General features: G+C 61.9%; 15 protein-coding genes. 9 read left to right on the top strand and 6 right to left on the bottom strand.

From position 1 onward, the window contains the following. The first annotated feature begins 6 nt into the window (after positions 1-6). The 8 genes from PDMSB3_RS34425 (at position 7) to alr (ending at position 10,155) form a co-directional block, all read left to right on the top strand. Positions 7-942 carry an ABC transporter permease gene (locus tag PDMSB3_RS34425; protein ID WP_165189410.1) on the top strand — a complete coding sequence of 312 codons (936 nt, stop codon included), beginning with the start codon at positions 7-9 and terminating at the stop codon, positions 940-942. Beyond that, complete coding sequence (locus PDMSB3_RS34420; RefSeq protein WP_007178376.1) at positions 939-1,910, top strand: ABC transporter permease; 972 nt, start codon at positions 939-941, stop codon at positions 1,908-1,910. Before PDMSB3_RS34425 ends, PDMSB3_RS34420 begins: the two co-directional genes overlap by 4 nt. Then, on the top strand, positions 1,907-2,749 hold the full coding sequence (locus PDMSB3_RS34415; protein WP_007178375.1) for an ATP-binding cassette domain-containing protein: 843 nt from the start codon (positions 1,907-1,909) through the stop codon (positions 2,747-2,749). The genes PDMSB3_RS34420 and PDMSB3_RS34415 overlap by 4 nt, the downstream gene beginning before the upstream one ends. Then, complete coding sequence (locus PDMSB3_RS34410) at positions 2,739-3,572, top strand: ABC transporter ATP-binding protein (protein WP_007178374.1); 834 nt, start codon at positions 2,739-2,741, stop codon at positions 3,570-3,572. Before PDMSB3_RS34415 ends, PDMSB3_RS34410 begins: the two co-directional genes overlap by 11 nt. 188 nt (positions 3,573-3,760) lie before the next feature. Then, positions 3,761-4,930 carry a porin gene (locus tag PDMSB3_RS34405; protein ID WP_007178373.1) on the top strand — a complete coding sequence of 390 codons (1,170 nt, stop codon included), beginning with the start codon at positions 3,761-3,763 and terminating at the stop codon, positions 4,928-4,930. A gap of 69 nt (positions 4,931-4,999) precedes the next feature. Further along, a complete protein-coding gene (locus PDMSB3_RS34400; protein ID WP_007178372.1) occupies positions 5,000-7,123 on the top strand; it encodes a hydantoinase/oxoprolinase family protein in 2,124 nt (707 codons plus the stop codon). Next, on the top strand, positions 7,120-8,961 hold the full coding sequence (locus PDMSB3_RS34395) for a hydantoinase B/oxoprolinase family protein (protein ID WP_007178371.1): 1,842 nt from the start codon (positions 7,120-7,122) through the stop codon (positions 8,959-8,961). Before PDMSB3_RS34400 ends, PDMSB3_RS34395 begins: the two co-directional genes overlap by 4 nt. Before the next feature lie 21 nt (positions 8,962-8,982). Then, positions 8,983-10,155: an alanine racemase gene (gene alr / locus PDMSB3_RS34390; protein ID WP_007178370.1), complete on the top strand. Its 1,173-nt coding sequence runs from the start codon at positions 8,983-8,985 to the stop codon at positions 10,153-10,155. 30 nt (positions 10,156-10,185) lie between these two features. Here the strand turns inward: alr and PDMSB3_RS34385 are convergent, their stop codons facing one another. From PDMSB3_RS34385 to PDMSB3_RS34365, 5 genes are all read right to left on the bottom strand, one after another. Further along, the gene (locus PDMSB3_RS34385; protein WP_007178369.1) at positions 10,186-11,334 is read right to left on the bottom strand and encodes a porin; all 1,149 of its coding nucleotides are present in this window, start codon (positions 11,332-11,334) and stop codon (positions 10,186-10,188) included. A 432-nt stretch (positions 11,335-11,766) separates the two neighbouring features. Then, positions 11,767-12,618 (bottom strand): 3-hydroxybutyryl-CoA dehydrogenase, encoded by an 852-nt coding sequence (locus tag PDMSB3_RS34380; protein ID WP_007178367.1) that lies wholly within the window; start codon positions 12,616-12,618, stop codon positions 11,767-11,769. 34 nt (positions 12,619-12,652) lie between these two features. After that, positions 12,653-13,840, bottom strand: coding sequence for a beta-ketothiolase BktB (gene bktB / locus PDMSB3_RS34375; protein ID WP_007178366.1), 1,188 nt, complete (start codon positions 13,838-13,840; stop codon positions 12,653-12,655). 49 nt (positions 13,841-13,889) lie between these two features. Further along, positions 13,890-15,581 carry an electron transfer flavoprotein-ubiquinone oxidoreductase gene (locus PDMSB3_RS34370; RefSeq protein WP_407670649.1) on the bottom strand — a complete coding sequence of 564 codons (1,692 nt, stop codon included), beginning with the start codon at positions 15,579-15,581 and terminating at the stop codon, positions 13,890-13,892. Further along, positions 15,581-17,368 carry an acyl-CoA dehydrogenase gene (locus PDMSB3_RS34365; RefSeq protein WP_165189404.1) on the bottom strand — a complete coding sequence of 596 codons (1,788 nt, stop codon included), beginning with the start codon at positions 17,366-17,368 and terminating at the stop codon, positions 15,581-15,583. Before PDMSB3_RS34365 ends, PDMSB3_RS34370 begins: the two co-directional genes overlap by 1 nt. Before the next feature lie 382 nt (positions 17,369-17,750). On the opposite strand from PDMSB3_RS34365, the gene PDMSB3_RS34360 reads away from it, so the two are divergent. Continuing rightward, positions 17,751-19,388 carry a 3-(methylthio)propionyl-CoA ligase gene (locus PDMSB3_RS34360; RefSeq protein ID WP_035516828.1) on the top strand — a complete coding sequence of 546 codons (1,638 nt, stop codon included), beginning with the start codon at positions 17,751-17,753 and terminating at the stop codon, positions 19,386-19,388. 8 nt (positions 19,389-19,396) lie between these two features. On the opposite strand, the gene PDMSB3_RS34355 is transcribed toward PDMSB3_RS34360, so the two are convergent. Continuing rightward, positions 19,397-20,368 (bottom strand): AraC family transcriptional regulator, encoded by a 972-nt coding sequence (locus PDMSB3_RS34355; RefSeq protein ID WP_007178362.1) that lies wholly within the window; start codon positions 20,366-20,368, stop codon positions 19,397-19,399. Positions 20,369-20,386 lie beyond the last annotated feature (18 nt).

Raw genomic sequence — 20,386 nt, 5'->3', positions numbered from 1 at the left:
GTCGATATGAAAGCCGTTTCGAGGCTGTTTTCGTCTGTGCTGGTGCTGCTGGTGGTGAGCGCGTTGCTGTTCGCAATGTGTCGCGCGACACCCGTGTCGCCCGCGCGTCTGACGTTGGGCAGCGACGCAAGCATCGAACAGATCGCCGCGTTCAATCATCAATATGGACTCGACCGGACTGTCGTCGCGCAATACGGCACGTGGCTGAACGGCGCGCTCGCGCTCGATTTCGGCAAGTCCTACGTGACCGGCAACCCGATCGGCCCACAGATTGCCGATACGTTGCCGAATACCGTCGAACTCGTCACGCTGTCGTTCGTCTTCACGATCTTCGTGTCGATCGTGCTCGGCACCGTGGCGGCGCTGAAAGAGAACAGCGGAACGGACCATCTGCTGCGAGCCGTGGCGATTGTCGGTTTATCCGTGCCGTCGTTCTGGCTGGGGTTGCTGCTGATCCGCTATGTCGCCTTGAAGACCGGTTGGTTTCCTGTGGGCGGCCTCACGCCCTGGTCGGACGGCCCGGCGGCTCATCTGCTCGCGCTGGTGTTGCCCGTGCTGACGATGTCGGTGTACTACATCTCCGTGCTGAGCCGTCTGGTGCGGGCGAACATGGTCGATGCGCTCTCGCAGGATTATGTGCGAACCGCCAGAGCGCTCGGTTTGTCGCCGTCGCGTATTCGCCTCTATGCACTGAAGAACGCGTTGCCGTCGCTCGTGAGCACGGCGGCGATGAGTTACGGCTACATGTTCGGCTGGGCGTTGATCGTGGAGCAGATCTTCAATCTGCCAGGCGTCTCGCGCGCTTTGCTCACGGCGATCTTCCAGCGCGACTATCCGACGGTGCAGGCCATCGTGCTCGTGATCACGACGATCTTCATCGCGTCGAACACGTGCGCCGACGTACTGCATGGCTATCTCGACCCGAAGGCGAACAGAACATGATGGCTGATTCATCCCTACCCAACGTGCAACGCAAGCCGCATGTGCTCGGCGCATGGCTCGCATCGGCCGGCCAGCTGCTGCGTGCGCTGATGCATGAGCCGGCCGGTGCGATCGGTCTCGCCACGATCGTGCTACTGGGCGTGATTGCCTTGTGCGCGCCGTGGCTGCCGTTGAAGGATCCGCTGCAGCTCTATATCGAACATCGTCTGGAAGCGCCGAGCGCGGCGTTCTGGCTCGGCACCGACCAGGTGGGCCGCGACATTCTGAGCCGCACGATCTGGGGCGCTCGCGCGTCGTTGTCCATTGGACTGTGCGCGGTCGCGATCGGCCTCGTGCTCGGCACGGGCATCGGTCTCGTGGCAGGCTATAAGGCCGGCTCGTGGCTCGACGAAACGCTGATGAAAGTGATGGAAGTGCTGGCGTCGATTCCGCTGTTGATCTGGGCGATCGCGCTCGTCGGTATTACCGGCACTGATACGCTGCATATCGGCGTGCTCGCCATTTCGAATGAAACCAAGCTCGTGCTGCTGATCGGCGTGCTGTACGCGCCGGGTCTTGCGCGGCTCACCCATAGTCTCGCGAAGGCCGAGTCGCAGGCGGAGTATGTCGCCGCACGGATTCTGCAGGGTGCAAGCGGGGCGCGCATCATGTTCTCCGATGTTCTACCCAATATCATCTCGCCGGTGCTGATCCAGGCGTCGCTGCTGCTCGGTGTGACGATCATCGTGGAGGCATCGCTCAGTTTTATCGGACTCGGGGTGCAACCGCCAACGCCAAGTTGGGGCGCGATGCTCTCTGACGCGCGCGCACTGATTTTCACCGACAACTGGTGGGTCTCGGTGTTCCCCGGCGCGGCGGTGTTCGTTAGCGTGCTCGCCTTCAATCTGTTCGGCGATTCGATGCGCACCATTCTCGATCCCCGGCGGCGCAGTGCGCATGCGGCGAATGTGCCGGGAGCGTCGCTATGAACGAAGCGCTACTGTCGATTGAAAACCTGCGCGTCACGTTCGGCGCGGGCAAGACCCAGACCGAAGTGTTGCATGGACTCGATTTGCAGGTGGGACGCGGCGAAGCGGTCGGCCTCGTCGGCGAATCGGGTTCGGGCAAGAGCGTGGCTTCGCTGGCCGTGCTCGGCTTGCTCGGCAACGCGGGGCGTATCAGCGGCGGCCGGATCGTGCTCGACGGCGAAGACCTGGGCCGCGCTTCGGAGGCTCGCATGCGGGCATTGCGCGGGCGGCGCGTCTCCATGATCTTTCAGGATCCGGCGACGGCACTCAACCCCGCCTTCACGATCGGCGCGCAACTCGCCGACGTGATCCGTGCCCACCGTCCGCTGCGCGGCCGCGCGATCCGCGACGAAGTGCATTCCGTGCTGGCGCGCGTCGGTTTCAAAGACCCGCGTACCACGGAGCGCGCGTATCCGCACGAACTGAGCGGCGGCATGAAGCAACGCGCGATGATTGCCGCCGCGATTGTCTGTGAACCGGCGCTGCTGCTCGCGGACGAACCCACTACCGCGCTGGACGTGACCGTGCAGGCGCAGATCGTCGAGTTGCTGAGAACGCTGGTGGACGAAATGGATCTCGGCCTCGTGTTCATCACGCACAACCTGGACCTGATGGCGGAATTGTGTTCGCGCGCCGTCGTGCTGAAACAGGGGCATGTGGTCGAAGCCGGTCCGGTGCAGGACATCTTTCTGCGGCCTTCGCACGACTACACGCGGCACCTGATCGCGAGCATTCCGCGTTTGCCGGTGGCGCGTGATATGGGCCGCCATCAACCTGAGGAGCCGCGCAATGTCCGTTAATGTGCCGAACGCCACCCCGGCTGCGCAGCCGATCTTCGCGCTGCAGGAGGTCGGCAAGTCCTATGCGTTGGCGCGTTCTCCGCTCGAACGCATGTTCAACCGGCGCCGCTTTCATGCGGTGTCGGACGTGAGTCTCGAGGTGGCGAAGGGCGACGCGCTGGCTATCGTCGGCGAAAGCGGCAGTGGCAAATCGACTGTCGCGCGCATGATGGTCGGCCTCACCGCGCCGACCACCGGCTCGATCTGTTTCCGAGGTGACGCGTTGAACACCATGACACGCACGCAGAACGCGACGTTTCGTCAGCGTGTGCAGATGGTGTTCCAAAGCACGACGAACTCGCTGAACCCGCGCAAGACGATTGCCACCACGCTTGCGGAAGCAATCGGCAACGACGGTGTGCCGGTGCGTCAATTACTCGACATGGTGAGGCTGCCGGCATTCGTGCTGGCGCGCTATCCGCATCAGCTGTCGGGCGGTCAGCGGCAGCGCGTGGGTATCGCACGGGCGCTCGCGCGCCGTCCGGAACTGGTCGTTGCCGATGAACCGACTTCCGCGCTCGACGTATCCATTCAGGCGGAGATCATCAAACTGTTGCGCGATCTTCATCAGAGCGCCGGTGTGTCGCTGGTCGTGATCAGTCACGATCTGGCGCTGGTCGGCGAACTGTGCGAGCGCGTGGTGGTGATGCGGGAAGGGCGCGTCGTGGAAGCAGGAGCCGTGGATCAGGTGTTGTTCGAGCCACGCGAGCGCTACACGACGGAGTTGCTGGCGGCGATCCCGAAGGGGATCGGCCGGCACCCCATAGGGGTGGGACCAGAGTAAGCGCCAAAGCACTAACTCTGGTCGACACAGGAGAGGCGGTCCGAGCAGTAAAGAAGAAGATCCGGGTCAAGCAGTGAGCCGACCCACCTGGGATATTTTTTTAAACCTATGGTGAATCGATTCATTTGCTATCATCAATCGATCGCTAGCCGACCGGGGTGTCGCGATTCCTTGTTTGGAGAAGAGCGGTGAAGGAAAAGTTATTCATCATGGCGGCTCTGATGGGCGGGAGCGGTCTCGTTCATGCGCAGAGTTCGGTCACGCTTTACGGGATCATCAACGAGGCCATCACCTACTCGTCGAACCAGGGCGGCCACAGCGCGGTGCAGTTGACCGGCAACGGCGAGTACGGCAGCCGCTGGGGACTGCGAGGCGCCGAAGACCTCGGCGGCGGCACCAAGGCGATCTTCACGCTGGAGAACGGCTTCAATCCGGTCAGCGGCGCGCTCGGTCAGAACAACCGCATGTTCGGCCGCCAGGCTTTCGTGGGTTTTTCGAATCCGAAGTACGGCACGCTGACGTTTGGCCGCCAGTACGACGCGATCGTCGGCACCTTGCAGACCATGACGTCCAACGGTGCGTGGGGCGGCGTGATGTTTTCGCATCCGTACGACAACGACAACACCGACGACTATTTGCGCGTCAACAACTCCATCAAATACGTCTCGCCGAATCTGAAGGGCTTCACCGGCACGGCAATGTACGCGTTCAGCAACGCGCCCGGCGCGTTCGCCAACAATCGCATGTGGTCGGTAGGCGGCATCTATTCGCAGGGTGCTTTTTCGATTGCGGCGGCGTATTCGCTCTACGACGAACCGGGCGTGAACACCACGGCGAACGTGAACACCAATGGCGCGATCACCTGTTGCGATGCGCCGATCACGTCGAAGCGCGAGCAGATTGCGGGTATCGGCGCGTCGTATGTGTTCGGACCGGCCAAGCTGAGCCTGATGTACAGCAACGCGATCTACAACAACGTGGGCACGACCCTGACGAGCGGCATCAACTATCGCTTCAACAACTATGAAGCGAATGCGCGCTTCACGCTCGACCCGACGCTGTTCTTCGGCATGGCCTACACGTACACGAGCGACGACATCACCGGCGGTCCGGGCGGTCCCACGCAGGTGCACTGGCATCAGGTCAATCTGCTGGTCGACAAGTTCCTCTCCAAGCGCACCTCCATCTATACCGAGGTGATCTATCTGCGCGCGGCCGGCGGCGGCTTTTCCCGACCAACGGGCGGACCGTTGCCGGCGACTTCGAACGGCCTGCTGGCCTCGCAGATTCAGACCATGTTGCCTTCTTCAGGCCAGAACCAGGCCGTGGTCAGTGTTGGACTCGTGCACAAGTTCTAGCAGCGCTGCTTTTACCGGCGCAAACCGGCAACGCGTTTGCGCCGAATCGACTAACAAGTAAGGTGTGCAATGACTGAAAGACTTTACCGGGCCGGTGTCGATATCGGCGGAACCTTCACGGATATCGTCGTGATCGGCGATGACGGCGTGATTCATACCAGGAAGGTTTCGTCCACGCCTCAGGACTATGGCATTGCGATCGTTGCGGGCTTGCAGGCATTGCTGGCTTCGCTCGACGCGCAACCGCGCCAGATCACCGAACTGGTTCATGCAACCACCGTCGCCACGAATACCGTGCTCGAAGGCAAAGGCGCGCGCACGGCGCTGATCACCACGCGCGGCTTTCGCGACGTGGTCGAAATTGGCCGCCTGCGCGTGCCGATGCTCTACAACCTCGCGTATCAGAAGCCGGCGCCGCTCGCGAAACGCCGGCACCGTTACGAAGTGGACGAACGGCTGCTCGCCGATGGTTCGGTTGAAACGCCGCTCGACGATGCGCAGGTGCTGGACATCGGGCAACGTATCGCAGACGAGAAAATCGAAGCGGTGGCGATCAGCCTGATTCATGCGTACGCGAATCCCGAACACGAGATCCGTATTCGAGATCTGCTGCGCGGCGTGTTGGGCGACACCGTCTATCTGACCTGCTCGCATGAAATTCTGCCGGAGATCCGCGAATACGAACGCACCAGCACGACCGTCGTCAACGCGTATCTCGGGCCGGTGGTGGTCAGCTATCTGTATTCGCTGATCGACAAGCTGCGCGGCATCGGCATGACCGGTCCCGTGCAGATCATGCATTCGAATGGCGGCGTGATGAGCGCGGCCACCGTCATGCAGAAGCCGGCTACGATCATCGAGTCCGGTCCGGCGGCTGGTGTGATCGCGGGCGCCTCCGTGGCGGCCGCGTCGGGTTACGCCGATTGCATTACGGTGGACATGGGCGGCACCACGGCGAAGGCAGCCATCATCGAGAAGGGCGAGCCGGCGCGCACCACCGAGTACGAGGTCGGCGCGGGCATCAACGTCAGCAGCAAGCTCGTGAAGGGCGGTGGCCACGCGGTGAAGCTGCCGTTCATCGACGTCTCGGAGATCGGCGCGGGCGGCGGCAGCCTGGTGCGTATCGACGCGGGCGGTCTCGTCAAGGTCGGCCCTGATTCGGCAGGCTCGGTGCCCGGTCCCGTGTGCTACGACGCGGGCGGAACGATTCCGACGCTCACGGACGCCGTGCTGACGCTCGGCTATCTGAACCCGGAGTTCCTTGCCGGCGGCGAGTTGCGCATCAATCAGCAGAAGTCGCTCGACGCCATGCGCACGCAGATCGCCGAGCCTACGCACACGGATCTGTACGAAGCCGCCTATGGCGTTTTCTCGATCGCGGCCTCCACGATGACGCGCGCGGTGAAAGCCGTGTCGACGTATCGCGGCCGCGATCCGCGCGAGTTTGCGTTGTTCGCCTTCGGCGGCAATGGGCCGGTGATCGTTCACGCGATCGCCGAATTGCTCGACATGAAGACGGTGATCGTGCCGCCGAGCCCCGGCGTATTCAGCGCGCTCGGCCTGCTGTTCTCCTCGACACAGCACGAGTTCATGCAAACAATGTTCTGCCGCCTCGATCACTTCGCCGCAGTGGAATTGGGCAACGGGCTCGAAGACCTTGTAGCGCGGGCCACTGCGGATATGGCGGCCGAGGGTAACGCCTTCGACGATATCGCCGTGAGGTGCGCACTGGATTTGCGTTACACGGGGCAAGCATACGAGTTGACTGTGCCGATCGAATGGCGTGCCGGCGAGCCGCTCGACATTGCGCCGATCGCCGCCGCGTTTCATGCGGAACACGAACGCACCTACGGGCATGCGTCCGCGGACGAGGTCATCGAGCTCGTCAATCTGCGCGCGGTCGGTTCGCTGCGCTCGCAGAAAAACCGCGCCTACGACGCGCAACGCGCCGGCGGCAGCCGGGCGAATGCGTCGGGTGCGCGCGTGCCGGTGCGGCGCCGGGCCTATTTCGGCAAGTCCCACGGCTTTATCGACACCCCGGTGATCTCGCGTGCCGATCTGCGCGCCGCGCCAATGAGCGGCCCGTTGATCGTCGAAGAATACGACTCGACTTGCGTGGTGCCGCCGAATGCCGGCGCGCGCGTCGATGCCCACGAGAACATCGTCATCACGTTTCTGGAGCACTCCGTATGACTACCCAACAGGCCGCTTCGGCGGGCGCGGATGGCATCACGCTTGAAATCGTCAAGAACGCGCTCGGCTCGATTGCTGACGAAATGGCGCTTGTCGTGCTGCGCACGGCGTATTCGCCGATCGTGCGCGATTCAATGGACTTTTCCACCGCTGTGTTCGACCGCGCCGGCCGCGTGATCGCGCAAGGTCTGACCTTGCCGATTCACCTCGGCGCGTTTCCGGCCGCGATGGATAACGTGGTGCGCCGTTTCGGCACGGCCGGCAAGCCGGGCGACATTTACATCATGAACGATCCCTATACGTCGGGTGGCATGCATCTGCCGGACGTGTATCTGATTCAGCCGGTGTTTTACGCGTCGCGTATCGAAGGCTATGTGGCGACCATCGTCCACCACGCCGATATTGGCGGCATGGCACCGGGCAGCATGGCGATCGGTGCGACCGAAATCTATCAGGAAGGCCTGCGGATTCCCTTAATGAAGCTGTGCGATGCCGGCCATGTCAATGATGCGCTTCTGACGCTGCTGGAGACGAACTCGCGCATGCCGGGCCAGTTGCGCGGCGATCTGCGCGCACAGTTGGCGTCGTGCAAGGCGGGGGAGCGTGGGCTCGTGCAGTTGCTCGACAAATACGGCGCGGACGGTTTCGGCAGCCTTGTCGAAGCGCTGCACGATTACGCGGAGCGTCTGACGCGCCAGGCCATCGGCACGATGCCGAATGGTGAATACCGTTACGAGGATTTCATCGACGGCCTGGGCGATACGCCCGTGCCGATTGCGTTTCGCGTCAAGGTGACGGTAGCGGACGATACGGTCAGCATCGACTGGACCGGGACCGATGCGCAGGTGCAAGGCGCGATCAACGGTCCGTTCGCGACTACGCAATCGGTCGCGTATGCGGCGGTGCGCTGCGCGATTGGCGTGGATGTGCCGAACTGCGAAGGTTTTTCGCGACCCGTGCAGGTCTACGCGGAAAGCGGCTCGATCGTGAATCCGGTCGAACCGGCGGCTTGCGCTGCGCGCGGCATCATTGCTTACCGGATGTTCGACGTATTGCAAGGCGCGTTCGCGCAGATCGTGCCGGACACCATTCCGGCGCTGGGAGAAGGCGGTCCATCGGTCGTGTCGATTTCCGGGCGCCATCTGGATGGCGAGGGCGGCGGCAACTGGCTGATTACCGACGGCGTGCTCGGTAGTTGGGGCGGTGGTCGCAACGACGGCTGCGAAGGGATTGCCAATCCGCTCGGCAATCTGTCGAACCAGCCGGTCGAATTGATCGAGGCACGTCTGCCGCTCAAGATCACCGAGTATGGATTCGTCACCAACTCCGGCGGCGCGGGCCGGCATCGCGGCGGCCTTGCAATGCGCCGCGCTTATGAACTGCGCGGCGACCACGCGTTGCTCGGACTGCGTTCGGACCGTCGCGCGCATCGTCCGTCCGGCTCGCATGGCGGGCTGAGCGGGTCGCCGTCGCTTAATCTGCTGACGCGTGACGGTCAAAGCACGTTGCTGCCGACCATGCCGAGCACAGTGACTGCATTGCGCAAGGGCGATCGCTTCTGCCATATCGCGGCGGGCGGCGCCGGTCATGGCGATCCGTTGACACGTTCGCTGCAGGCCGTGCGTGAGGACGTGCTGGACGAGCGCATCACGGAGCAGTTGGCGCGTGAGGTGTACGGCGTCGTGCTCGAAGGTGCGGCGCGCGAGATAGACGAGCACCGCACCGCCGAGATGCGTACGCGCCTCAAGACGCTTTCCGGGCAGGAGCGCGTCGCGAAGCAGGAGGCGCTGTTCCTGCAATCGACCGGTGCCGATGCTGCGGCTATCGGCGAACTCTGACCACGACAGGGTGCATTGACTATGTCCGTTTCAATCATCGAGCCAGTTCCTGATACTCAACGTGTGCGCTTGCTGCGTCCCAGTTGGGCTGAACTCGACTATGGCGCCATCGCGGCGAATCTGGCGGTCGCGCGTGAACAGGTGGGACACGCCACGAAAATCTACTTCGTTTGCAAGGGCGACGGATTCGGCTTCGGCGCCGCGAAGGTTGCGCGGCTGGCGGCGCAAGCGGGTGTCGACGGCTTTTGCGTCGGCAGTCCGGAAGAGGGCGTCGCGATTCGCCGTGCGGGCATCGATCGCGACATATTGCTGTTTGCCTCGACCCTGCCGGAAGATGCGGCGCAGGTCGCTGCGTTGGGACTGACGGTGACGATCCAGAGTCAGGAAAGCCTGCATGCGTTCATCGACGCAGGTGTGGCGGTCGATGCGTTCCTGGAGATCGATCCGGGCTTTGGGCGCTTCGGCTTTCTGCCGTCGCAATGGCAAGCCGCGTTCGCGGCGCTGCGCGATCAGTCGACCGTGCGGCTCAAAGGCGTGTACACGCATCTGAGCTCGCCGGAGAACGACGACGTGACGCGCCAGCAGGCCGGTGTGTTCGACGCGGCGCTGGCCGACGCGCGCGCCGCGGGCTTCGATAACATAACGACGATGCTGGCAAGCTCGCGGGTCATGCTCGCGCATCCGCATCTGGCATATCAGGCGGTCGATCCCGGGCGGCTTCTATACGGTGCGCTCGACGCGGAATGGATGGTTCGCGCACCGTTGCGGCCCATGTTGCGGGCTGTGCGCGGGCGCATCATTCACGTGCAGGAGCACCCGGCCGGATCCACGCTTGGGATCGGCTATGCGGAGCCGATCCGGCTCGAACGCGGCGTGCGTATCGGTGTCGTGCCGATCGGCTTCTGGGATGGGCTGAATCATGTGCCGCCGCTGGGCCGCGTGCTGGTGCACGGACAGGCGGCGCGCATTCTTGGGCGCCGCTCTTTCCAGCATACCGTGATCGATATCACGGAGATTGCGCAGGCCCGGACCGGAAGCGTCGTGACGTTGCTGGGGCAGGACGGCGACCAGTCGATCACGATCGACGAGATGGCGGAAACGCTGCGGCTGCCGGTCATGGAGCTGGTCCCGCGGCTAGCGAGAAGCCTGCCTCACGTCCAGGTGAACGCGACGGATCTGGTGGGCAGTAACTGACGCCCGTCGCCAGATCCGTCTCATACGGCCTTAGAACATTTTGCGGATGCCGACTGCCGCGCCAACGTTGTTGGTACGGCCAACGGTGTCGACCACGCCGGTAGCCGGGTTGGTCGAGCCGGGGTAGTCGGCGGCAAATGCGCCGTTGCCGCGCGCGAAGTCCACGGTGCCATACACTTCCGTATGCTTGGACAGCGAGTATTCGGCGAGAACGGTGGCGGAGTAGTTGATACCCGAACCGAGTGTGCCGTCGATCCGCTCGGCATTGCGGGCGTGGCCGTAGTAGCCGGCCACGGTGATCAGCAGCGGGGCTGTGGCTTGCCAGTTGCCGCCAATGTAGAGCGTGTCGTCGATACGGTTCGGGCTGCTGCCCGGCAGTTTCGGCGCGCCGGCTTGCTGCATGTTGGCGTCGGTGGTGCCGCTGCGATCCTGCGCGCGCAACCAGCCGGCCAACAGGCGTACGGTAGGCGTGATCTGGTACGCGCCGCTGACGTGCATCAGGTTGATCTTCGCGCCATTGACCAGGCTGCCGTTGGCGGACGTCACGGAGGTTTGCTGGAAGCCGGCGTCGAGCGATGCGGGACCGTGCGTATACGTCACTTCCACGCCATACGTGCTGCCGAGGCCGACTGCGCCCGCCTGATTGCCGAAGCCGTAGATTGCGTCAATGCTCAGGCCGTTGAACGATGCCTTGTATTTGACCGAGTTGTTGATCGTGAGGTACGGACCAATACCATTCCACGCCCAACTGTCTTGCCAGTAGTCGCCAACCGTCAACGGGTCGAACACATCGCCCATTGTGTCGTAGAGCGGCGCATATTGATTACCGAAGGTCAGCGTGCCGTACTTGTCGCTCGACAGGCCCACGTACGCTTGCCGGCTGAACAGCGTGTTGGCCTGATGAAGTTGTCCAGAGTTGAGTTCGAAGCCATTTTCAAGGCGGAAGATCGCGGACAGGCCGCCGCCCAGATCCTCAGTGCCCCTCAGGCCCCAACGGCTATGCGTTTCCGGGCCGACTGTCATGCTGACCAGGTCTTTGCCGTCCGGGCCGGCATTCGTCTGATATCGGAGTGCCGTATCGACGAGACCATACAGCGTGACCGAGCTTTGTGCGAACGCCGGTGACGCGGCAAGGACGAAGAGTGAACCTACGGCACTGGAGATTACGACTTTTTTCATCAGACGGATGTCCTAAGTATGATTGATTATTTGACCGCCTCAAATGCCCTCGAAGACTTGCTGGGTGAGGCTGTGACCGGGAGCATAGTCGGCCGGTTTTTTGCCTCATATCGCAGAATATGGATTGGTTCCTTCCAGAATCAGGAACAATAACGCGACCGCGTATTTCCGATGGAGATGCCTCGACGTGCGGCAAGTCGGCGTGCGGTTCGACGCCGCAGGCGCGGCAAATCGACATTAACCGATCGACGACCGGCCCGCTTTTTCAACTCGTAACGTGTCGCTAAAAAGCGACGATTTGCGACCTGTTCGGCGTGGCGTTGACGTCGCGGTTGCGCGCATTTTTGTTATTGATGGGCGCAAGGCCGTTCGTGGCATAACGGCTCAGTGCGCCCATTGGTTCCGGCAATAGCTGATCGCTCTGCCGAATAGTTAGTCGTAGCGGTAGACGCCCTGACCGACTTTTCGCCCAAGACGGCCAGCCGCCACTAACTCGCGCAGCAACGGGCTCGCTCGATACTTCGAATCACCGAAGTCCTTCAGGAAGACGTCGAGGACCGAAAGGCAAACGTCAAGTCCAATCAGATCCGCGAGTGCCAGAGGACCGATCGGATGATTCGCGCCGAGTCGCATGCCGAGGTCGATCTCCTCTGCTGTAGCAATGCCTTCGGCGAGCACGAAGAACGCTTCGTTGATCATCGGCACCAGAATGCGGTTCACCACGAAGCCCGGCGCGTTCTTCACACTGATCGGCGATTTGTCGAGCTTAACGGTTAGCTCACGCACGGCTTCAATCGTGGCTGTGCTGGTCTGTACGCCGCGAATGATTTCGACGAGCGGCAGGAGCGGCACCGGATTGAAGAAGTGCATGCCGATGAAGCGCGACGCGTCGGTAAGCGACGCTCCGAGCGCGGTGATCGAGATCGACGACGTATTCGACGCGATGATCGCGTCCGGCCGCGCCACCGATTCGATCTGCCGCAGGATGCGGATCTTCAGATCGGTATTTTCCGTGGCGGCTTCAATTACGATGTCGACGGTAGCGAGGCGTTGATAGTCGGTGGACGTCTCGATTCGCGAGAGCGCGGCCTCTTTCACTGCGGCCTCGATCTTTCCCTTGGCTACCAGCCGTTCGAGGCTACCGGTCAACGTGGCTACGCCCTTCGCGAGCGCTGCCTCGGTAACGTCGATCACGACTACCTTCAATCCTGCGACTGCAACGACCTGAGCAATGCCGTTGCCCATCGTGCCCGCACCAATTATCCCAACGGTGTTGATTGTCATGGTTATTCCTTGTCAGTGACGCAACACAATTTCTCTATTGTAGGTTCTCGAATATAGCCGCAATACCCTGGCCGCCTCCGATGCACATCGTAACCAGTGCAAAGCGCCCTTTGATACGCTGCAATTCATATAGCGCCTTGACGGTAATCAGCGCACCCGTCGCTCCGATCGGATGACCGAGCGAAATGCCGGAGCCATTCGGATTGACCTTGTGCGGGTCGAATTCGAGTTCCTGCGCCACCGCGCAGGCTTGCGCAGCAAAGGCCTCGTTCGCCTCGATCACGTCGAGATCGCCGATGCCGAGGCCGGCGCGCTGGAGGGCAAGGCGCGTTGCGGGCACCGGGCCAATGCCCATATAAAGAGGATCGACGCCGGCATGCGCATATGACACGAGCCGGGCCAGCGGTTTCACGCCACTTGCGTCCGCCGTTTCACGCGACATCAGCAGAACAGCGGCCGCCGCGTCGTTGAGGCCGGATGCGTTGCCAGCGGTTACTGTGCCGTTTTCCTTCTGGAAGACGGGCCGCAATCCGGAGAGCTCGGCGGGATCCAGTTGCAGACGCACATGTTCGTCGGTATCGAATACGACGGACCGGCCTTTCACGGTCCGTGTTATCGGCAGGATCTGATCCTTGAAGCGCCCCTCGGCGATTGCATGGGCGGCGCGCCGATGCGACTCGACTGCGAGCGCGTCCTGCTGCTCACGCGTAATGCCGTACTTCTTTGCGACATTCTCCGCGGTAACGCCCATCGGAACCGTGTGGAACGGATCGCTCAACGCCCCAAGCATCATATCGATCAGGCGTGCGTCGCCCATTCGTGCGCCAAAGCGTGCGTCGGGCGTAATGTAGGGCGCACGGCTCATGTTTTCCACGCCACCCCCGATCGCGATATCGGCATCGCCGAGCAGAATCGATTGTGCGGCAGAGACGATGGCCTGCAAGCCTGAGCCGCACAGACGATTGACATTGAACGCCGGTGTCGTTTGGCCGACACCGCCGTTGAGCGCTGCCACGCGCGCCAGGTAAAAGTCTTTGGGTTCAGTCGATATCACATTGCCGAATACGACCTGGCCAACCTTGTCTCCCGCAACGTCGGCGCGCGCCAGCACCTCGCGTACGACAAGCGCTCCGAGTTCGGTAGGCGCAACGTCTTTGAGGCTTCCGCCAAACTTGCCGATCGCGGTACGCACACCGCTGACAACAACAACTTCTCTCTGCACTTGAAACTCCTGGATTCACTTGAACGCGCGCAGCTTGCGCGTGCGGAAGTTACATGTTCGGGTAGTTCGGACCACCGCCGCCCTCAGGCGTGACCCAGACGATGTTCTGCGTCGGATCCTTGATATCGCACGTCTTGCAGTGCACGCAGTTTTGCGCGTTGATCACGAGGCGTTCGGTGTTGTCGTCGTTCTTCACGAATTCGTACACTTGCGCCGGGCAATAACGCGACTCCGGACCCGCATACGTCTGCCAGTTCACATTCACCGGCACTGACGGATCTTTCAGCGTCAGATGAGCCGGCTGGTTCTCTTCGTGGTTCGTGTTCGAGATGAACACCGACGAGAGACGATCGAACGTCAGCTTGCCATCGGGCTTCGGATAGGTGATCGGCCTGCATTGCGAAGCCGGTTTGAGCATCTCGTGATCCCAGTGCTGATGATGCAGCGTCCACGGCACATTGCCGCCCAGCAGCTTCTGTTCGATGCCCACCATCAGCGTGCCGAGGTACAGGCCCTTGCTCATCCACTGCTTGAAGTTGCGTGCGCGATGCAGTTCCGTGTGCAGCCACGAGGTCTTGAAGCTCTCCGGATAGGCGGTGAGTTCATCGCTGGTGCGGCCTGCCTGTACCGCTTCGAATGCCGCTTCAGCCGCCAGCATGCCGGTCTTGATTGCCGCGTGCGAGCCCTTGATCCGCGATGCGTTCAGGAAGCCCGCATCGTCGCCGACCAGCGCACCGCCCGGAAACACCAGTTTCGGCAGCGACATCAGGCCGCCAGCGGTGATCGCCCTTGCGCCGTACGACACGCGCTTGCCGCCTTCAAGCACCGCGCGGATCGCCGGATGCGTTTTGTAGCGCTGGAATTCCTCGAACGGCGACAGGTACGGATTCGTATAACCCAGGCCCACCACGAAGCCCACCACCACCTGGTTGTTATCCATGTGATAGAGGAACGAGCCGCCGTAGGTGTCGCTCTCCAGCGGCCAGCCGGCCGTGTGCATCACCAGACCCGGCTTGTGCTTCGCCGGATCGATTTCCCACAGTTCCTTGATGCCGATACCGTAGACCTGCGGATCGACGCCTTCGCGCAGCCTGAATCTGTCGTTCAGCTGACGGCCCAGGTGTCCACGCGCGCCTTCGCAGAAGAGCGTGTACTTCGCGTGCAGCTCCATGCCGAGCTGGAAGTTCTCGGTCGGCTGGCCGTCCTTGCCGATGCCGAGGTTGCCGGTTGCGACGCCTTTGACCGAGCCATCGTCGTTGTACAGAATCTCGGCAGCCGGAAAGCCGGGGAAAATTTCAACGCCCAGCGCTTCAGCCTGCTGACCGAGCCAGCGCGTGACGTTCGCGAGACTGATCACATAGTTGCCGTGGTTTTTGAAGTTATCCGGCAACGCCCAGACCGGTACGCTCTTCGAACCGGTTTCGGTCAGGAACAGGAATTTATCTTCGGTCACGTCGACCGTCAGCGGTGCGCCTTTTTCCTTCCAGTCCGGGATCAGCTCGGTCATCGCGCGCGGATCCATCACCGCGCCCGAGAGGATATGTGCCCCGATCTCCGAGCCTTTTTCCAGTACGCACACGCCAATTTCAGCGCCTTGTTCCGCCGCCAGCTGCTTCAGGCGGATCGCCGCGGACAGCCCGGCCGGGCCGCCGCCGACGATCACGACGTCGTATTCCATCGACTCGCGCGGACCGTACTGCTCAATGAGACTTGCGGGGGTCATGGATTTGTCTGCGCCCATCAGAACTGATCTTCAGACAGCGCCAGCACGCTCTCGCCACCCTTCGCGCTGACAATCGACGCCTCGAGCGCCGAGGCCAGCGGCAGCAGGTGCTCGGCATAGAACTGCGCGGTCGCGATCTTGGCGCCGTAGAACGAAGGGTCTTCGTCGCGCTTCCCGGCCGCCACGAGCAGCGCACGCGCCATCTGCCAGCCGCCGAGCACGATGCCCGCGAGTTTCAGATACGGCACGCTGCCGGCGAATACCGCATTCGGGTCACTCTTCGTATTGGCGACCACAAACTCAACCACCGCGCTCAACGAGCGATGACCCTGCGCGAGATACTTCTTCATCGACTCGAACGCCGGGCCTTGCTGCGCGCCGAGTGCTTCGATCGTTTCAGCCACTCCGGCGAGCAGCGACTTCGCTATCTTGCCGCCGTCGCGCACCGTCTTGCGGCCGATCAGGTCGTTGGCCTGAATCGCGGTCGTGCCTTCGTAAATAGGCAGAATGCGCGCGTCGCGGTAGTACTGCGCAGCGCCGGTTTCCTCGATGAAGCCCATGCCGCCATGCACCTGCACGCCGAGGCTCGTCACATCGATCGACAGTTCCGTGCTCCAGCCCTTCACGATCGGCACGAGGTATTCGTAGATCGCCTGATGTTCCGCTCGCGTGGCTTCGTCCGCGTGACGGTGCGCGATATCGCAATGAGCTGCAGCCACGTAAGCCAGCGCACGCGACGCCTCGGTCAGGCCGCGCATGGTCGCGAGCATGCGGCGCACGTCGGGGTGCTGAATGATCGCGACCGGCTGTTTCGCGGAACCATCCACCGGACGGCTTTGCACGCGGTCTTTCGCGTACGCCACCGCCTTCTGGTAAGCACGATCCGACACGCCGATGCCTTGCATGCCAACCGCAAACCGCGCCGCGTTCATCATGATGAACATGTACTCGAGACCGCGATTTTCCTCGCCGATCAGATGACCGATCGCACCGCCGTGGTCGCCGAACTGCAGCACCGCGGTCGGGCTCGCCTTGATGCCGAGCTTGTGTTCGATCGACACGCAATGCACGTCGTTGCGCTCGCCGAGCGAACCGTCTTCATTGACGAGAAACTTCGGCACGATGAAGAGCGAAATGCCCTTCACGCCTTCGGGTGCGTTCGGCGTGCGCGCCAGCACGAGATGCGCGATGTTCTTCGCCATGTCGTGCTCGCCCCACGTGATGAAAATCTTCGTGCCGAACAGTTTGAACGAACCGTCGCCCTGCGGTTCGGCGCGCGTGCGCACCAGCGCGAGATCGGAGCCGGCCTGCGGCTCGGTCAGGTTCATCGTGCCGGTCCATTCGCCGGAAATGAGCTTGGGCACGTACGTTTGTTTCTGCTCCTCGCTGCCCGCCGTGAGCAGCGCCTCGATGGCGCCATCCGTGAGCAGCGGGCACAGCGCGAACGACAGATTCGACGCGTTGAGCATCTCGATACAGGCTGTGGCAATCAGCTTGGGCAAACCCTGGCCATCGTAGTCGAGCGGGTGCTGCACGCCTTGCCAACCGCCTTCGCCGAACTGCCGGAACGCTTCCCTGAAGCCAGGCGTTGCGGTGACCACGCCGTCTTTCCAGCTGCTCGGATTGCGATCGCCTTCGACATTCAGCGGTGCCAGCACTTCGCTGCACAGTTTCGCCGACTCTTCGAGCACGGCCTGCGCGGTGTCGAGGTTCGCGTCTTCGAAGCCCGGCAGCGTCGCGATGTGTTCGAGACCGGCCAGTTCTTTCATCACGAACAGCATGTCCTTGATGGGTGCGCTATACATCTCCGTCTCCTTGGTATGGATGTGCAAACATGCGGCCTGCCGTATGAAACCCGTAATCTCGGCCGTGGGCAGTGGCCCGGACGACCAATCCTACTGCCTCTCCTGCATGCGCCCGATGGCCAAACCTGCCGTTTCATTGACAAAATCTGCCGTTCTTTCATCGGCAGAACACGCAGACTCGCCCAAGCCCGGAATGGCAGATTCTGTCAATGAATCGGCCAAGCTTGCTAGTGCTCAATGAAGCGGGCCAATCTAGAATAGACTAAAGATGCAGCGTAACGCTGCCCTCAGCGATGCTCGCGGCTGGCTGGCCTTATTTGTCAGGCAGGCGATCAATACCTTCCAGAGCATCGCGAGTGAAGACCCTTCCGGAGACAAGCACATGGACCTGTTTGGCCAGATGATGTACGCGCCGTTACTGTTGTCGTCGTTGCTTCAGCAGGCGGCGCGGCACTCCAGCAAGGTCGAGATCGTGTCGCGCCGTGTCGAGGGCGATATCCACCGCTACACCTATCGCGACTGCCATATCCGCGCCATGCAACTCGCGAATGCGCTGACGGCGCACGGCATCGAAGCCGGTGATCGCATCGGCACGCTCGCATGGAACGGCTATCGCCACATGGAGTTGTACTACGGCGTGTCCGGTATTGGCGCTGTCTGTCATACCATCAATCCGCGGCTTTTCACTGAGCAGATCGCCTACATCATCAACCACGCGCAAGACCGGTTCGTCTGTTTCGACATGTCGTTCGCACCGCTTGTCGAGCAGATTGCTCACCAGTGCCCGCTTGTGGAGAAGTGGATCATGTTGTGCGACGAGCGGGCATTGCCGGAGACATTCCCTGTGCCGCTGCTGAGCTACGAGACGCTGATCGGCGCGCAGCCTCAGGAATTCGACTGGCCCCGGTTCGACGAACAGCGTGCCGCGGTTCTGTGCTACACGTCCGGGACAACCGGCAACCCTAAAGGCGTGCTGTATTCGCATCGCTCGCTCAGCCTGATGGCCTACGGGTCGGCGTTGCCCGACACGCTCTGTCTGTCCTCGACGGACACCGTCGCGCCTGTAGTGCCGATGTTCCATGTGAATGCCTGGGGTTTGCCGTTTTCGGCGCCGCTAGTGGGTGCAAAGCTCGTGCTGCCCGGAGCGAAACTCGACGGCGAATCGCTGTGGACGCTGTTCGAGCAGGAAGGCGTCACCTTTTCGGCAGGCGTGCCGACTATCTGGTTGGGCCTCGTCGACTACATGCGGCGTGCGGGCAAGCACAGCACGCACTTCAAGCGTGCAATCGTCGGGGGATCGGCGTGCCCGCCGCAACTGGCTTCGTCGTTGCGCGAGCTCGGCATCAAGGCCGTGCATGCGTGGGGTATGACGGAGCTGTCGCCGCTGGGCACGGTATGCTCGCCGTCGCATGACTACCAGGATAAATCCGCGGAGGAGCAGAAGTGCATCGACGCGAAACAGGGGCGCGTCGTGCCTGGCATCGATCTGAAGATAGTCGGGTCCGGCGGAGCGGAACTGCCGTGGGACGGAAAGTCGGCGGGCGATCTGATGGCACGCGGCCACTGGGTGCTGGATCGCTACTATGGCGCCGGGCAAACAGCACTGGAGGACGGCTGGTTTTCAACGGGCGACGTTGCGACGATCGATCCGGACGGCTATATGCAGATCACGGATCGAAGCAAAGATGTCATCAAGTCCGGCGGCGAATGGATTTCGTCGATCGAACTCGAACATGTGGCGATGTCTCATCCCGAGGTCGAATCAGCGGCTTGCATTGGTTGCGAGCATCCGAAATGGGACGAGCGTCCGGTGTTGATTGTAGTAAAGCGTGCCGGCAGTACGTTGAGCGCGCAACAATTGTTAGCGTACTACGAGGGCAAGGTCGCCAGGTGGTGGATTCCGGATGACGTTGTATTCGTTCCCGAGATGCCGCTGACCGCCACGGGGAAGCTCCAGAAACTGGTTCTCAAGCAGCGATTCGGACGGCATCTCGTCGATGCGGCGAAGCCATCGGCGTAGTCTTTGCGTCAAACCATCTTGCGGTATGCCTGTGGCGTGCTGCCCGTCCAGTGGCGGAACGCGCGGTGAAACGCGGTTGGGTCGTCAAAGCCGACCTCGTAGGCAATGACGCCGATTGCGTCCGCCGAACGCGTGAGACGCTGGATAGCGATGTCGCGGCGCAGTTCGTCCTTGATCGCCTGGAAGGTCGTCCCTTCAATCGACAGACGGCGGCACAGTGTTCTCACTGAGTAGTGCAGATCCTGTGCGACGATCGCAATCGTGGGAATTGCTGGAAGGCAACCCGCAATGTATTGGCGAACCTGGTGACAGACCATCTGTTCGGCAAACGACACGAAGATCCAGTCCTCCGGTGCACGCGCCAGAAACTTCTTCAGATCGGATTTGTGTTGCCGGATGGCCATGTCGAGATATCTGGCTTCAAACGACATGCAGGTCTGCGTACAACCGAAATGCACCGGTCCCGGGAACAGATAGAGGTGGTCGGTCTCTCGCGTTGGCCGCGGGAAATCGAACTCCACCTCGACCAGAGGGATTTTCTGCCCGATCAGCCAGGACGCCACACCATGCACGAGCTTCAACATCAACTCCTGCCCAAGCGCGTTCTGAAACTTGTTTGCCTCGTTCGCCACGAGTTCGATCCGGCAAAGCGAGTCATCGCGCCGCGACTTCACCGTGAAGTCGTCCAGAATCAGGTGGAAGAACTGGCCGAAGCGATGCATCGCGACATCCAGTCGAGGTGCGTCGAGCAGACTGAGGCAGAGATATTTGAGCGTGCCATTACGCAATGGCCGGCTGAAGATGCCGGGCATTTCGTCGTCGTATTCGGCTGCCAGCAGACGATACAGCGTTGCAAACTGCTCCTGCGTGACGCGCGCGCCTGGCCTATGCAGCAATGCATGCGGGATGCCGGACCGCTCGGCTAGTCTCTCAATGGCCACGGGGTCCGCACCGGCTAGAAAGCCGTTGACCAGTGACATTGATACGGTAGCTGAAAG

It is taken from the genome of Paraburkholderia dioscoreae (genome assembly GCF_902459535.1).
GTDB classification, from domain to species: Bacteria; Pseudomonadota; Gammaproteobacteria; order Burkholderiales; family Burkholderiaceae; genus Paraburkholderia; species Paraburkholderia dioscoreae.
Note: the sequence above shows the minus strand (reverse complement) of the source record. Positions and strands in the feature narration are given on the sequence as shown.

Coding starts and splice junctions, on each gene's coding strand:
- PDMSB3_RS34425 (WP_165189410.1), top strand. CDS start 7: ATGAAAGCCGTTTCGAGGCTGTTTTCGTCTGTGCTGGTGCTGCTGGTG.
- PDMSB3_RS34420 (WP_007178376.1), top strand. CDS start 939: ATGATGGCTGATTCATCCCTACCCAACGTGCAACGCAAGCCGCATGTG.
- PDMSB3_RS34415 (WP_007178375.1), top strand. CDS start 1,907: ATGAACGAAGCGCTACTGTCGATTGAAAACCTGCGCGTCACGTTCGGC.
- PDMSB3_RS34410 (WP_007178374.1), top strand. CDS start 2,739: ATGTCCGTTAATGTGCCGAACGCCACCCCGGCTGCGCAGCCGATCTTC.
- PDMSB3_RS34400 (WP_007178372.1), top strand. CDS start 5,000: ATGACTGAAAGACTTTACCGGGCCGGTGTCGATATCGGCGGAACCTTC.
- PDMSB3_RS34395 (WP_007178371.1), top strand. CDS start 7,120: ATGACTACCCAACAGGCCGCTTCGGCGGGCGCGGATGGCATCACGCTT.
- alr (WP_007178370.1), top strand. CDS start 8,983: ATGTCCGTTTCAATCATCGAGCCAGTTCCTGATACTCAACGTGTGCGC.
- PDMSB3_RS34385 (WP_007178369.1), bottom strand. CDS start 11,334: ATGAAAAAAGTCGTAATCTCCAGTGCCGTAGGTTCACTCTTCGTCCTT.
- PDMSB3_RS34380 (WP_007178367.1), bottom strand. CDS start 12,618: ATGACAATCAACACCGTTGGGATAATTGGTGCGGGCACGATGGGCAAC.
- PDMSB3_RS34370 (WP_407670649.1), bottom strand. CDS start 15,581: ATGGGCGCAGACAAATCCATGACCCCCGCAAGTCTCATTGAGCAGTAC.
- PDMSB3_RS34365 (WP_165189404.1), bottom strand. CDS start 17,368: ATGTATAGCGCACCCATCAAGGACATGCTGTTCGTGATGAAAGAACTG.
- PDMSB3_RS34360 (WP_035516828.1), top strand. CDS start 17,751: ATGGACCTGTTTGGCCAGATGATGTACGCGCCGTTACTGTTGTCGTCG.
- PDMSB3_RS34355 (WP_007178362.1), bottom strand. CDS start 20,368: ATGTCACTGGTCAACGGCTTTCTAGCCGGTGCGGACCCCGTGGCCATT.